Source organism: Ralstonia sp. PBBBR1 (assembly GCF_002256165.1).
In the GTDB taxonomy this organism is placed as follows: Bacteria; Pseudomonadota; Gammaproteobacteria; order Burkholderiales; family Burkholderiaceae; genus Ralstonia; species Ralstonia thomasii.
On record NZ_NKIL01000006.1, the window covers coordinates 430,936 to 444,874 of the forward strand.

Genomic DNA, 13,939 nt, shown 5'->3' on the forward strand with positions numbered 1-13,939 from the left:
CGACCATGTCTTGTTCGCAAGGCATCGAGGAGAGACTCTTCCGGCCCGCCGAAAGCGGGCCGTTTTCTTTGGCGCCTGCGCGTTCGAGGCCAGGTCAGTTCTGATTCGGAAGCACGTTGCCCGGCTGAGACGACTGCCGCGGCCAGTTCGAGAACGCGAAAATCCACAGCGCCACCAGGTTCGCCACCGGCACCAGCACAAGCAGGGTCCACCACGGTGAAAAGCCGGTCCGCAGCAAGATCTGCCGCACCGGAATGCCTGCCACGACCAAGATGATCAACAGCCCGAAGAGTCCGCGCATCGTCATTCCCCTTTCGTAACGGTATGGATGGCGCGGCCGGAAAAAGCGAGTCCGGCGGCACAAGCGTTATAGCACCGGCATCTGCAAGCGCAATGTCGCCGATGGGCGACGCGCGGGGCGACTACAATACGCGCCTTCCGGCCGTACGCGGCCAGCACCCTTTTTCTCTCCAGCATGGCCCTGTTTTCCATTACCGATGCGCAACTGGCGTTCGGCCACGTGGCGCTGCTCGACCACACCGATTTCTCGCTGGAAGCCGGCGAGCGCGTCGGCCTGATCGGCCGCAACGGCACCGGCAAGTCGTCGCTGCTTAAGATCGTGGCGGGGACGACCTCGCCGGATGATGGGCTGATCGCCCGCCAGAGCGGCGTGACCTCGGCGTATGTGCCGCAAGAGCCCGAATTCGACCCCGAACAGACCGTGGCCGAAGCCGTGGCGATGGGCGTGCCGCATGCTGCCGGCCTGCTGGCTGAATACGAGGCGCTGATCACGTCGATGGGCGACTCCCACGATGAAGACGCGCTGCACAGGCTGCAGGCACTGCAATCCCAGTTGGAAGCGGCAGACGCGTGGCAACTGCGCACGCGCGTGGAAACGACGATCGCCCAATTGGGCCTGCTGCCCGGCGCGCGCATCGGTTCGCTGTCGGGCGGCCTGACCAAGCGTGTGGCGCTTGCGCAGGCGCTGGTGGGCGCGCCTGACATCCTCCTGCTGGACGAGCCGACCAACCACCTGGACTACGACTCCATCCGCTGGCTCGAAGACTTGCTGCTGGCCTTCCGCGGCAGCGTGTTGTTCATCACGCACGATCGCGCCTTCCTCGACCGCGTGGCCACACGCATCATCGAACTCGATCGCGGCAAGCTGCGATCGTACCCCGGCAACTTCACGGCGTATCAGACGCGCAAGGCGCAGGAGCTGGACGCCGAAGCACTGGAAAACGCCCGCTTCGACAAGCTGCTCGCGCAGGAAGAAGTGTGGATCCGCAAGGGTGTGGAAGCGCGGCGCACACGCAGCGTCGGCCGCGTGGCGCGGCTGGAACAGATGCGTGTGGAGCGCCAGGCGCGCCGCGAGGTGCAGGGCAACGTCAAGCTGGAAGTCTCGCAGGGCGATCGCTCCGGCAAGATTGTCGCCGAGCTGATCGACGTGACCAAGCGCTATGGCGACAAGACCGTCGTCGACAACTTCACCGCCACCATCATGCGCGGCGACAAGGTCGGGATTCTCGGCGCCAACGGTGTCGGCAAGACCACGCTGCTGAAGCTGATCCTCGGCGAACTGGCACCGGATTCCGGCACGGTGCGCAACGGCACCAACCTGCAGGTGGCGTACTTCGACCAGATGCGCGCGCAATTGGACCTGAACCGCTCGCTTGCCGACACTATCAGCCCGGGCAGTGACTGGATCGAAGTCAACGGTCAGCGCAAGCACGTGATGAGCTATCTGGGCGACTTCCTCTTCCCGCCCGAGCGTGCCCGCTCGCCGGTGGCCTCGCTGTCGGGCGGCGAGCGCAACCGGCTGCTGCTGGCACGCCTGTTTGCCCGTCCGGCCAACGTGCTGGTGCTCGACGAGCCGACCAACGATCTGGACATCGACACGCTCGAACTGCTGGAAGAACTGCTGCAGGAATACAGTGGCACCGTATTCCTGGTCTCGCACGACCGCGCGTTCGTCGACAACGTCGTCACTTCGGTGATTGCGGCAGAGGGCGAGGGCCGTTGGCGCGAATACGTGGGCGGGTTCTCGGATTGGCAGATGCAATCGGCACGCTCGGCGCAGATGGCACAAGCGGCCAAGCCCGTTGCCGAAGAGAAGAAGCCCGAAGCCGCCAAGCCGCGCGAGCGCGCCACGGTCAAGCTCAGCTACAAAGAGCAGCGCGAACTCGACGCGCTGCCCGCCACCATCGAGGCGTTGGAGGCCGAGCAGAAGCAGGTCGGCGGCGAACTGGAGGACGGCACGATCTACGGCCGCGACCCGGAGCGCGCGCAAAAGCTGGCCGAGCGCCACGAGGCCATCGAACTGGAGCTGCTGGAGGCGCTGGAACGTTGGGAAGCCCTCGAAGCCAAGCGCGCCGGCACGGTGTGACGCTGCATTAACCACGCAATATGTCAGCGGGATGTCGACCGAATGTGAGTTTCGGCTCGCATCCCGGCGCTGACGATCCCTCCGCATTGTCGAGGACAGCTTCCTTTACAATGCGCGCTGCATTCCCGGTGCTTGGGGACAGACCCAAGCCTGGTCAGTTTTTCCGCCTTCCATGAGCAAAACCTCCCAATACAGCGAATCGTCGATCAAGGTCCTCAAGGGCCTCGAACCGGTCAAGCAACGGCCGGGCATGTACACGCGCACCGACAATCCCCTGCACATCGTGCAGGAAGTCATCGACAACTCCGCTGACGAGGCGTTGGGCGGCTACGGCAAGCTGATTGCCGTGACGTTGCACAAGGACGGCAGCGTGAGCGTGGAAGACGATGCGCGCGGCATTCCTGTCGGCATCCACCCCGAAGAGGGCGTGCCGGTGGTCGAGATCGTCTACACGCGCCTGCATGCCGGCGGCAAGTTCGACAAGGGCCGCGGCGGCGCATACGCGTTCTCCGGCGGCTTGCACGGCGTGGGCGTATCGGTCACGAACGCGCTGTCGACGCGGCTGGAAGTGACGGTCTGGCGTGACGGCAACGTGTCGACGCTCGCATTCTCCGGTGGCGACGTGATCGAACCGTTGACCACCCGCAAGGCCGAACGCGGCGAGAAGAAGAGCGGCACCCGCGTGCGCGCGTGGCCGGACGCCAAGTATTTCGATTCCGAGAACATCCCGCAGGCCGAGCTGCAGCGCTTGCTGCGCAGCAAGGCCGTGCTGCTGCCGGGCGTGAAGGTCACGCTCACGCTGGAAAAAACCGGCGAGACGCTCGAATGGCAATACGACCATGGCCTGCGCGGCTATCTGGTCGAATCGCTTGCGCAGGGCAGCGGTGCCGAGCCGGTGATCCCGCTGTTTGAAGGCGAACACTTTGCCGACCCTGACAAGCCCGGCGAAGAAGGTTTTGCCTTCGGCGAAGGCGCATCGTGGGTGGTGGCCTGGACGGAAGAGGGCTCGCCGGTGCGTGAGTCATACGTCAACCTCATCCCGACGCCCGCCGGCGGCACGCACGAATCCGGTTTGCGCGAAGGCCTGTTTCAGGCCGTGAAGAGCTTTGTCGAGATGCACGCGCTCCTGCCCAAGGGCGTCAAGCTGATGTCCGAAGACGTGTTTGCGCGCGCGTCGTTCGTGCTGTCGGCCAAGGTGCTCGACCCGCAGTTCCAGGGGCAGATCAAGGAACGTCTGAATAGCCGCGATGCGGTGCGCCTGGTGTCCACCTTCAGCCGCCCGGCGCTGGAACTGTGGCTGAACCAGCACGTCGAGCACGGCAAGAAGCTGGCCGAACTCGTCATCAAGCAGGCGCAGGCGCGTACACGTGCCGCGCAGAAGGTCGAGAAGAAGAAGGGCTCCGGTGTGGCCGTGCTGCCCGGCAAGCTGACCGACTGCGAATCCGACGACGTCACCCGCAACGAACTCTTCCTGGTGGAAGGCGATTCCGCCGGCGGCTCGGCCAAGATGGGCCGCGACAAGGAATTCCAGGCCATCCTGCCGTTGCGCGGCAAGGTGCTGAACACCTGGGAAACCGAGCGCGACCGCCTGTTCGCCAACAACGAGGTGCATGACATTGCGGTCGCCATCGGCGTGGACCCGCACGGGCCGAACGATACGGTCGACCTCTCCGGCCTGCGCTACGGCAAGATCTGTATCCTGTCCGATGCTGACGTGGACGGGGCGCACATCCAGGTGCTGCTGCTCACGTTGTTCTTCAAGCACTTCCCGCAACTGATCGATCGGGGGCACGTGTGCGTGGCCCGTCCGCCGCTGTATCGTGTCGATGCCCCGGCGCGCGGCAAGAAGCCTGCGCAGAAGCTCTACGCGCTGGACGATGGCGAGTTGGAGGCCATTGAAGACAAGCTGCGCAAGGATGGCGTGAAGGAAGGCGCCTGGCAGATCTCCCGCTTCAAGGGCCTGGGTGAAATGAGCGCCGAGCAGCTCTGGGAAACCACCATGAACCCCGACACGCGCCGTCTGCTGCCCGTGGCGCTGGGCGAACTGGGCCAAGACCAGACCATCAACATGATGAACATGCTGATGGGCAAGGGCGAAGCCGGCGCGCGCCGCACGTGGCTGGAAGCGCGCGGCAACGAAGTCGAAGCCGATATCTGACCGCAAACCGACAACGATGAAGCTTTTCGTACGTTTCGCATTCGCATTGACGGCGCTGGCCCTGTTGGCCAGCCAGCCGGCGCGCGCGGACGTCTACGGCTACATCGATGAAAACGGTCTCGCGCACTTCGCCGCCGAACGGCTGGACGATCGCTACGTGCTGTTCATGAAGGGCGCGGCGGTGGCGAGCAAGGGCGACGACAAGGCCAAGGACGACAGCGCCATCGCCCTGCCGGCAACCGAGCTGCCCGATGCCGATGCCTATCTCAACGCCAGTAAGCGCGATGCACTCGACAACGCAGCCGGCATGCGCCAGCGCCTGGTGCGCGCGGTGCTGCAGCATCCGAACGTGCCGACGGTGGAACCGCTGATCCGCCAAGCCGCCAGCAAGCACGGTATCGACCCCGCGTTGGTGAAAGCCGTGATTGCCGCCGAATCCGGTTTCAACCCGCAGGCCGTGTCGCCTAAGGGGGCAATCGGGCTGATGCAGGTGATTCCGGACACCGGCGCGCGCTACGGCGTGACCGGCGACGCCCGCCGCACGGCCGCCCAGAAGCTGGCCGACCCGAAGACCAACATCACCACCGGCGTGCGCTACCTGAGCGATCTGCTGCGCATGTTCTCAGGCAACCTTGAGCTTGTGCTGGCCGCCTACAACGCGGGCGAGGGCGCCGTGCAGAAGCACGGCAACGACATTCCGCCCTACGCCGAGACGCAGAACTACGTGAAGACGGTGTTGCAGTTCTATCGCTACTACAACCCGGTCGCCGCCGTGCCCGGATTCATGAATGTGAGCGCCAACGGCGTCATCGCCACGCGCAAGCCGGGCCGCACGGGCCGGCCCGCACGCATCGAACTCGTATTGGACCCGGCCACCGGCGTGGCCACGAACGTACCTCAACATTGATCCCGGCGGCGCCGCAACGTTGAAGCGCGCCGCTTTCGCTTGAGCCTCCATGGAACAACAAGACATCCTCTTCGACCCCAGCGAGCCGGCCGAAGCGCTCACGCTTGGCGCCTATGCCGAGCGCGCTTACCTCGACTACGCCATCAGCGTGGTCAAGGGCCGCGCACTGCCCGAGGTGGCCGATGGCCAGAAGCCGGTGCAGCGCCGCATCCTGTTCGCGATGCACGAGATGGGCCTGCGCTCCGATGCCAAGCCTGTCAAATCGGCGCGCGTGGTCGGCGACGTGCTGGGCAAATTCCACCCGCATGGCGATCAATCCGCCTACGACGCACTCGTGCGCCTGGCGCAGGATTTCTCGCTGCGTTACCCGCTGATCGACGGGCAGGGCAACTTCGGCTCGCGCGACGGCGACGGTGCGGCGGCGATGCGCTATACCGAAGCGCGCCTCACGCCCATTTCGCGTCTGCTGCTCGAAGAGCTGGACCAGGGCACCGTCGATTTCATCCCAAACTACGACGGCTCGATGGAAGAGCCGAAGCTGCTGCCAGCGCGCTTGCCGTTCGTGCTGCTCAACGGCGCATCGGGCATTGCGGTCGGGATGGCCACGGAGATCCCGTCGCACAACCTGCGCGAAGTGGCGGCCGCCACCGTGGCGCTCATCCGCGACGACAAGCTCACCAGCACCGACCTGATGCAGTACATGCCGGGGCCGGACTTTCCGGGCGGTGGGCAGATCATCTCGTCGGCGGCCGACATTGCGCAGGTGTATGAAAGCGGTCGCGGCAGCCTGAAGGTGCGTGCGCGCTGGAAGATCGAAGAACTCGCGCGCGGCCAGTGGCAGCTCGTGGTGAACGAATTGCCGCCGAACACCTCGTCGCAGAAGGTGCTGGAAGAGATTGAAGAGCTGACGAACCCGAAGGTGCGCACGGGCAAGAAGTCGCTGTCGCCGGATCAGCTCACCATGAAGCAGACCATGCTGGGCCTGCTTGATGCCGTGCGCGACGAGTCCGGCAAGGACGCTCCGGTGCGCCTCGTGTTCGAGCCCAAGAGCAAGAACATCGACCAGCAGGAATTTGCCAATGCATTGCTGGCCCACACATCGCTGGAGTCGGGTGCGGCCATCAACCTGGTGATGATCGGCACGGATGGCCGTCCGCGCCAGAAGGGCCTGGCAGAGATCCTGCGAGAGTGGATCGTCTACCGCTTCGCCACGGTCACGCGTCGCACGCGCCATCGTCTGGGCAAGGTGGAAGACCGTATCCACATCCTCGAAGGGCGGCAGTTGGTTCTGCTGCGCATCGAAGACGTGATCCGCATCATCCGCGAGAGCGAAGACCCGAAGGCCGCGCTGATCCAGGTCTTCAACCTGAGCGATCGCCAGGCCGAAGACATTCTGGAAATCCGCCTGCGTCAGCTTGCTCGCCTGGAAGCGATCAAGATCGAGCAGGAGCTGAAGAACCTGCGCGAAGAGCAGGGCGAGCTGGACGTGCTGCTGAAGTCGGAGACCATGATGCGCCGTCGCATCATCAAGGAGATCGAGACCGACGCGAAGCAATACGGTGACGACCGCCGCACCTTCATCCAGGAAGAGCGCCGCGCCGCTGCCGAAGTGAAGGTGGTCGACGAACCCGTCACGGTGATTGTTTCGCAGAAGGGCTGGGTACGCACGCGCCAGGGCCATGGCCACGACGCCACGCAATTCACCTTCAAGGCAGGCGACACGCTGTACGACACGTTTGAATGCCGCACCACCGATGCGCTGTTGATCTTCGGCACGCGCGACGACAAGGGCACGGGCCGCGTCTATTCCGTGGCCGTGGCGAACCTGCCGGGCGGCCGTGGCGACGGCGTGCCGCTGACGACGCTGATCGAACTCGCGCCGGGCACGCATATCGCCCACACGTTCGCGGGTCACGCCGAACAGAGTCTGGTCATTTCCACGCGCGGCGGCAACGGCTTCCTGGCCAAGGTGGGTGACATGGTCGGCCGCCAGAAGGCTGGCAAGGCGTTCCTGACGCTGGATGAGGGCGACCAGCCCAACAAACCGGCGCCGGTGCCTGCGGACGCTTACGGCGTGGCGTGCCTGTCCGAAGGCGGCCGCATGCTGCTGTTCCAGATCAGCGAGTTGAAGACGCTCGCCAGCGGTGGTCGTGGCGTGATCCTGATGGAACTGGAGAAGAACGAAGCGCTGCTTCAGGCAGTGGCCTTCGGTGCAGCGGGCTTCGTGCTCTCGGGCACCGGCCCGCGCGGCGGCAAGGCGGTCGAGCAGACCATGACGACCCGCGCGCAAGAGCCGTACGCCGGCAAGCGCGCACGCAAGGGCAAGACGCTCGAGCCCAAGCTGCGCGACCCGAAGCTCTCGTTGCCCAAGCCCGCGCCGGACGCCGCCTGAGCCCATGAGCGATCCGAGCGCCGCACCTGACGCCAACGCCGCAGCAAACGCAAACATTCCGTCCTGCAGCAAGCTCTTCACCGAGTTTGCGCGGATGGGCCTGTCGGGCTTCGGCGGCGTACTGCCCTTTGCGCGCGCCGGCATTGTCGATCGCAACCGGTGGCTCTCCAACACCGAGTTCGCCGAGTTGCTGAGCCTGGGCCAGGTGTTGCCCGGCCCGAATGTGGTCAACCTTTCGGTGATGCTCGGCTACCGCTTTCACGGGGTGCGCGGCGCCACTGCTGCCATGGCCGGTCTGGTGCTGACGCCTGCGGTGCTGCTGTTGCTGATCGTCATGCTGTACGACCACTTCAGCGCCCTCTCGGTGGTGCAGAACCTGCTCAAGGGCATGGCGGCGGTGGCAGCGGGGCTGGTGCTCTCAACGGCCGTCAAGCTGGCGCAGGGCCAGTCGCGCACCTGGCGTGCGGCCGGCATCGGCCTGGCGGTTTTCCTGACCATTGGCGTCCTGCAGTGGCCGTTGCTGCCGGTCATGCTGGTGCTGATTCCGCTCGCGCTCGTGCTCGAATGGTGGGCGATGCGATGAGCTACCTCACCACCGTCTTCGACCTGTTCTGGCACTTTCTTGTGCTGTCGTTTCTCGCCATCGGCGGGGCCAGCTCGACGCTGCCCGACATGCACCGCTTTCTGGTCGACACCCGGCACTACATGACGAGCGAGCAGTTGAGCGCCATGTATGCCATCTCGCAGGCCGCACCGGGCCCCAACGTGCTCTTCGTTGAGTTGTTCGGCTGGCAGGCGGCGGGTCTGGGTGGGGCGATTGCCTCGCTGGTCGGCATCTGCGGGCCGTCGTGCGTGATTGCTGCTGTTATCGCGCGGGTCATGGACCGCAAGCCCGACGCGCGCTGGATTGCGCTGGTCCGCCGTGGCCTCGCACCACTGACCATCGGGCTGCTGTTCTCCACCGGCTGGGTGCTGGCGCGGGGCGCAGACAGCAGCTTCAGCACCATCGCGCTGACCGTCGCCACCGTCCTGGTCTGCACCTTCACCCGTGTGCACCCGCTGGTGCTGGTGGGGCTTGGGGCATTGGTTGGCGGCATGGGCTGGGTATAGCGCCCCGTACTGCGGGGCCAGCGAAATCCAAGGCGGACGCATGTCCGCCTTTTTTCTTGGCCCGCTCGCCACCGAGATGGGCGCACAGCCCTCGGGAATACCCCAATGCCGTTCATAATGTATATACAACAACATATCGATCAACGCGATGTTGTCTGTATGTGAACTCCGGTCCGTTCGACGCCTGCGTCCCGCCCGGAATTGCGCCGACAGCCTCGCCGACATAAAGAGGAGACAGTTTGGAACACCTTCAACGCAACCTGCGCGCGCGGCATATCCGCTTTCTCGCGCTCGGTTCGGCCATCGGCACGGGCCTTTTCTACGGGTCCGCTTCGGCCATCCAGTTGGCCGGGCCGGCCGTGATCCTTGCGTACATCATCGGCGGCGCGGCCGTCTACATGGTCATGCGCGCGCTCGGCGAGATGGCGGTGCGCCAGCCGGTTTCCGGCTCCTTCGGGCGTTATGCGCGCGACAACCTCGGTCCGCTCGCCGGCTTTCTCACCGGCTGGACGTACATCCTCGAAATGGTGATCGTCTGCCTGGCCGACGTGACCGCCTTCGGCATCTACATGGGCTTCTGGTTTCCCGAGGTGCCGCAATGGATCTGGGTGCTCGGCATCGTCATGCTCATCTGCGGCCTGAACCTCTGCAACGTCAAGGTGTTCGGCGAGATGGAATTCTGGCTCGCACTGATCAAGATCGTGGCGATCGGCGCCATGATCGTCGGCGGCACCGTCATCCTGTTTCTCGGCGTGAAGATGAACGGCGAGCACGCGTCGGGCCTCAGCAATCTCTGGTCGCACGGCGGTTTCCTGCCGCACGGCGTGGGCGGCCTCGTGGCGTCGTTTGCCGTGGTGATGTTCGCGTATGGCGGCGTCGAGATCATCGGCATCACCGGCGGCGAGGCGCAGAACCCCGACAAGGTCATCCCGAAGGCCATCAACGCCGTACCGGCGCGCATCCTGCTGTTCTACGTGCTGACCATGTGCGTGCTGATGGCGATCTTCCCGTGGACAGGCATCGACGGCCAGGGCAGCCCGTTCGTGCAGATCTTCTCAGGGCTGGGTATCCAGTCGGCGGCGGCAATCCTCAACCTCATCGTCATCTCGGCCGCCATCTCGGCCATCAACAGCAACATCTTCGGCGCGGGCCGGATGATGTACGGCATGGCCGAGCAGGGCCAGGCGCCGCGCATCTTTGCGGCCACGTCGCGTCACGGTGTGCCCTGGGTGACGGTGCTGTTCATGGCCGGCGCGCTGCTGTGCGGCGTGGTGCTGAACTACCTGATCCCCGAAAACGTCTTCGTGATCATCGCGTCGATCGCCACGTTCGCGACCGTCTGGGTCTGGCTGATGATCCTGCTCTCGCAGGTGGCGATGCGCCGGCGTCTGTCGGCCGAAGAGGTGCGTGCGCTCAAGTTCAAGGTGCCGCTGTGGCCCGTCGGGCCGGCGCTCGCCATTGCGTTCATGCTGTTCGTGATCGGCGTGCTGGGCACCATGGAAGACACCCGTGTGGCGCTTTACGTCGGCGCAGGCTGGGTGCTGCTCATGTCGGCGGCGTGGTATCTGCGCGTGAAGCCCAACGCAGCATCCGTGTTCGCCGAAGAGGCAAGCAGGGTTTGAACCCGGCCCCCGCCAAGAACAGACAAGTTTCGGAGACACCCCATGTCGAACCACACCTCTGCGCCGTCTTACACCGGCCTCGCCGACGCACAGGCGACCGGCCACGCGCAACCGCTGTCACGCACGAGGGCCATTGCCGCCATCACCATCGGCAACGGCCTGGAGTTCTATGACTTCGTGGTCTACAGCTTCTTTGCCACGCTGATCGGCCGGCTGTACTTTCCCGTCGGCAACGCGACCGGCCAGTTGCTGATGTCGTTCGCCACGTTTGGCGTGGGTTTCCTGATGCGGCCGCTCGGCGGTTTGCTGATCGGCATGTACGCCGATCGGGCGGGCCGCAAGCCGGCGGTGGCGCTCACGTTATGGCTGATGGGTCTGTCGTCGCTGATCTTCGTCGTCACGCCCACTTACGCCCAGATCGGCATCCTCGCGCCCATCCTCGTCGTGCTTGCGCGGCTTGTGCAGGGCTTTGCCATCGGTGGCGAGATGGGTGCTTCGACTGCGCTGCTGCTGGAATACGCTGATGATCGTTCGCGCGGCTTCTATACGAGCTGGCAACCATTCAGCCAGGGGCTGGCGGCGCTGTTCGGCGCGCTGGTCGGCCTGCTGCTGAGCAACGTGCTGGCGCCTGGGGCGCTGGAGTCGTGGGGCTGGCGGTTGGCGTTCGTGATCGGCATTCTCGTCATCCCCGTCGGCCTGATCATCCGCCGCCGCCTGGAGGAAACCGCCGCACCGCCCAGCACGCGCGAAGCCGATGCCATGCTGCCGTTGCTGCGCGAACACCGTCGTGCGCTGGTCGCCAGCATCCTGCTGATGATCGGGGTGGCGTCATCCACGTACATCATCGTCTACTACCTCAGCAACTACGCTGTGAGCGTGCTGCACATGCCGCTGTCGCTGGGCATCTGGGCGGCGTGCATCGCTGCGCTGGTGCAGGTGGTGCTGTCGCCGTTCGCGGGGCGGCTGGCCGACCGCGTGGGGCGCTGCAGGGTGGTGCTGTGGTCGCGCGTTGCACTGCTGGCGATGATCTATCCGGCCTTTGCGCTCATCAACGTAGACCCATCGCTCGCCCGGTTGCTGATCGTGGTCGGCTGCCTGTCGGTGCCGATGTCGATGACTTCGCCGGCCTCGATGGTGCTCGTGAGCGAGGTGCTGCCGCAGCGGCTGCGCGCCACGGGGCTGTCGATTGCCTACTGCGTCGCCATCGCCATCTTTGGCGGCTTTGCGCAGTTCTTCTCGACCGAGCTGATCCAGCTCACAGGCAATGCCAACGCACCGGCTTTCTACGTGATCGGCTGCGGCCTCGTCTCGCTGATCGGGCTGGCCATGGTGCCCGAGACGCTCGGCCGCCGCCTGTCGTAACGCTCAATCGACCCCAACGAAACCGCCGGTCTGGTGCGCCCACAGCCGTGCATACAGGCCGCCGTGTTCCAGCAACTCCGCATGCGTGCCGCTCTCGACGATGCGCCCGCCATCCAGCACGACCAGCCGGTCCATGCGTGCGATGGTCGAGAGCCGGTGCGCAATGGCAATCACGGTCTTGCCCTGCATCAGCGTTTCCAGGCTTTCCTGGATGGCCGCTTCCACTTCCGAATCCAGCGCTGACGTGGCTTCGTCCAGGATCAGGATCGGCGCGTCCTTGAGCAGCACGCGCGCAATCGCGATGCGCTGCCGCTGACCGCCCGAGAGCTTCACCCCGCGTTCACCCACCAGCGCATCAAAGCCCCGTCGCCCTTGCGCATCGGACAACTGCGGGATGAACTCGTCGGCGCGGGCCCGGCGCACGGCTTGCATCAACTCCGCCTCCGTGCTGTCGGGTTTGCCGTAGCGCAGGTTATCGCGGATGGAGCGGTGCAGCAGCGACGTGTCTTGCGTGACCATGCCGATCTGCTCCCGCAGGCTCTCCTGTGTCACGGCCGCAATGTCCTGGCCGTCGACGAGAATCCGGCCGCGCTCCACGTCGTACAGCCGCAGCAGCAGATTGACCAGCGTCGATTTGCCCGCACCCGACGGGCCGACGAGCCCGATGCGTTCACCGGGGCGCACCACGAGGTCCAGCCCTTCGATCACGCCGCTGCCCTTGCCGTAGTGAAAGCCGACGTGCTCGAAGCGCACTTCGCCCCGTGTCACTTGCAGCGGCTTGGCATCAGGCTGGTCGATCACGGCGCGCGGCAGCGCGATGGTCTGCATGCCGTCCTGCACCTGACCGACGTTTTCAAAGATGCCGTTGACCACCCACATGATCCAGCCCGACATGTTGTTGATGCGGATGACCAGCCCCGTGGTCAACGCGATGGTGCCGGCGCTCACACGGCCCTGGCTCCACAACCACAGCGCGAGCGCCGACGTGCCCACGATCAACAGGCCGTTCATGGCCGTGATGGTGAAATCCATGCCGCTGATCATGCGGCCCGACAGGCGGGTCTTGTCCGTCTGCTCGGCCATGGCGTCGCGCGCATAGCTTTCTTCGTGCTGCGTATGCGCAAACAGCTTGAGCGTTGTGATGTTGGTGTAGCCGTCCACGATGCGTCCCATCAGTTTGGAGCGCGATTCCGTGGCGATGACCGAACGCGCTTTCACGCGCGGCACGAAATAGCTCAGTGCCGCGATGTAGCAGCCAATCCACACCAGCAGCGGCACAACGAGCCACCAGTCGGCCCTGGCGAACAGCACCATCGCACTGAGCGCGTAGATGACGACATGCCAGAGCGCGTCCACGGCCTGCACGGCGGAATCGCGCAGCGAAAAGCCGGTCTGCATGATGCGCTGCGCAATGCGGCCCGCAAAGTCGTTCTGGAAAAACGTCAGGCTCTGCTTGAGCACGTAGCGGTGGTTCTGCCAGCGGATCAGGTTCGACAGGTTGGGGTTGATGACCTGGTGCACGAGCACGTCGTGCAAGCCGAAGATGACCGGCCGCGCGATCAGCGCCACAAAGGCCATCCACAGCAGTTCGCTGCGGTGGCGGCCGAAGAACTCCGCGCCGGGGGTTGCCTGGATCATGTCGACGATGCGGCCGAGGAAGTCGAACAGCGCGACTTCAATCAGCGCGCCCAGCAACCCCACGAGCAGCAGCAACGCGAAGACGCCGCGCACCTCGCGCAGGAAGTGGGCGTAGAAGCGCCAGACATTGGCCGGAGGCTGGGTGTCGGGCAGCGGGCGGAACGGATCGATGAGCTTTTCTAGGCGGCGCAGCAGCATGTCGGGTCGGGGGTGAAGAGGAGACCGACGCCCCAGGGCGGGACGTGCGCGGAAGAGCCGCCCATGATACGCGCGTGAAAGTGCCCTTGCTGGCGGCCTGGCTTATGGAGAGCAGGACTCGGAGGTTGGTGCTCAGAGCTCGACGCGTCGGCCTTTTTGCTCGGAG

Annotated in this window: 10 protein-coding genes; 8 read left to right on the forward strand and 2 right to left on the reverse strand. The window is 65.1% G+C overall.

Annotated elements, in window-relative coordinates:
* Positions 1-94: 94 nt before the first annotated feature.
* The gene (locus CFE42_RS13230; protein ID WP_004629096.1) at positions 95-301 is read right to left on the reverse strand and encodes a hypothetical protein; all 207 of its coding nucleotides are present in this window, start codon (positions 299-301) and stop codon (positions 95-97) included.
* A gap of 174 nt (positions 302-475) precedes the next feature.
* Here CFE42_RS13230 and CFE42_RS13235 point away from each other — a divergent pair, with 174 nt between their 5' ends.
* The 8 genes from CFE42_RS13235 (at position 476) to CFE42_RS13270 (ending at position 11,937) form a co-directional block, all read left to right on the forward strand.
* Positions 476-2,386, forward strand: a complete 1,911-nt coding sequence (locus CFE42_RS13235; RefSeq protein WP_004629094.1) for an ATP-binding cassette domain-containing protein — start codon at positions 476-478, stop codon at positions 2,384-2,386.
* Between the two features lie 172 nt (positions 2,387-2,558).
* Positions 2,559-4,544 (forward strand): DNA topoisomerase IV subunit B, encoded by a 1,986-nt coding sequence (locus CFE42_RS13240; RefSeq protein WP_004629092.1) that lies wholly within the window; start codon positions 2,559-2,561, stop codon positions 4,542-4,544.
* 16 nt (positions 4,545-4,560) lie between these two features.
* Positions 4,561-5,451 carry a lytic transglycosylase domain-containing protein gene (locus tag CFE42_RS13245; protein ID WP_004629089.1) on the forward strand — a complete coding sequence of 297 codons (891 nt, stop codon included), beginning with the start codon at positions 4,561-4,563 and terminating at the stop codon, positions 5,449-5,451.
* 49 nt (positions 5,452-5,500) lie between these two features.
* On the forward strand, positions 5,501-7,843 hold the full coding sequence (gene parC / locus CFE42_RS13250) for a DNA topoisomerase IV subunit A (RefSeq protein ID WP_251471207.1): 2,343 nt from the start codon (positions 5,501-5,503) through the stop codon (positions 7,841-7,843).
* 4 nt (positions 7,844-7,847) lie between these two features.
* Positions 7,848-8,426, forward strand: a complete 579-nt coding sequence (locus CFE42_RS13255; protein ID WP_004629085.1) for a chromate transporter — start codon at positions 7,848-7,850, stop codon at positions 8,424-8,426.
* Positions 8,408-8,953 carry a chromate transporter gene (locus CFE42_RS13260; protein WP_179817509.1) on the forward strand — a complete coding sequence of 182 codons (546 nt, stop codon included), beginning with the start codon at positions 8,408-8,410 and terminating at the stop codon, positions 8,951-8,953. The genes CFE42_RS13255 and CFE42_RS13260 overlap by 19 nt, the downstream gene beginning before the upstream one ends.
* Before the next feature lie 239 nt (positions 8,954-9,192).
* A complete protein-coding gene (locus CFE42_RS13265; RefSeq protein ID WP_004629080.1) occupies positions 9,193-10,575 on the forward strand; it encodes an amino acid permease in 1,383 nt (460 codons plus the stop codon).
* Positions 10,576-10,617: 42 nt separating this feature from the next.
* Positions 10,618-11,937 carry an MFS transporter gene (locus CFE42_RS13270; RefSeq protein WP_004629078.1) on the forward strand — a complete coding sequence of 440 codons (1,320 nt, stop codon included), beginning with the start codon at positions 10,618-10,620 and terminating at the stop codon, positions 11,935-11,937.
* A 3-nt stretch (positions 11,938-11,940) separates the two neighbouring features.
* Here the strand turns inward: CFE42_RS13270 and CFE42_RS13275 are convergent, their stop codons facing one another.
* Positions 11,941-13,773: an ABC transporter ATP-binding protein gene (locus CFE42_RS13275; protein WP_004629076.1), complete on the reverse strand. Its 1,833-nt coding sequence runs from the start codon at positions 13,771-13,773 to the stop codon at positions 11,941-11,943.
* Positions 13,774-13,939: the final 166 nt, after the last annotated feature.

What these genes read in the sequence shown, in the direction of transcription:
- CFE42_RS13230 (WP_004629096.1), bottom strand. Translation starts at nt 301, where the DNA reads ATGCGCGGACTCTTCGGGCTGTTGATCATCTTGGTCGTGGCAGGCATT.
- CFE42_RS13235 (WP_004629094.1), top strand. Translation starts at nt 476, where the DNA reads ATGGCCCTGTTTTCCATTACCGATGCGCAACTGGCGTTCGGCCACGTG.
- CFE42_RS13240 (WP_004629092.1), top strand. Translation starts at nt 2,559, where the DNA reads ATGAGCAAAACCTCCCAATACAGCGAATCGTCGATCAAGGTCCTCAAG.
- CFE42_RS13245 (WP_004629089.1), top strand. Translation starts at nt 4,561, where the DNA reads ATGAAGCTTTTCGTACGTTTCGCATTCGCATTGACGGCGCTGGCCCTG.
- parC (WP_251471207.1), top strand. Translation starts at nt 5,501, where the DNA reads ATGGAACAACAAGACATCCTCTTCGACCCCAGCGAGCCGGCCGAAGCG.
- CFE42_RS13255 (WP_004629085.1), top strand. Translation starts at nt 7,848, where the DNA reads ATGAGCGATCCGAGCGCCGCACCTGACGCCAACGCCGCAGCAAACGCA.
- CFE42_RS13260 (WP_179817509.1), top strand. Translation starts at nt 8,408, where the DNA reads ATGGTGGGCGATGCGATGAGCTACCTCACCACCGTCTTCGACCTGTTC.
- CFE42_RS13270 (WP_004629078.1), top strand. Translation starts at nt 10,618, where the DNA reads ATGTCGAACCACACCTCTGCGCCGTCTTACACCGGCCTCGCCGACGCA.
- CFE42_RS13275 (WP_004629076.1), bottom strand. Translation starts at nt 13,773, where the DNA reads ATGCTGCTGCGCCGCCTAGAAAAGCTCATCGATCCGTTCCGCCCGCTG.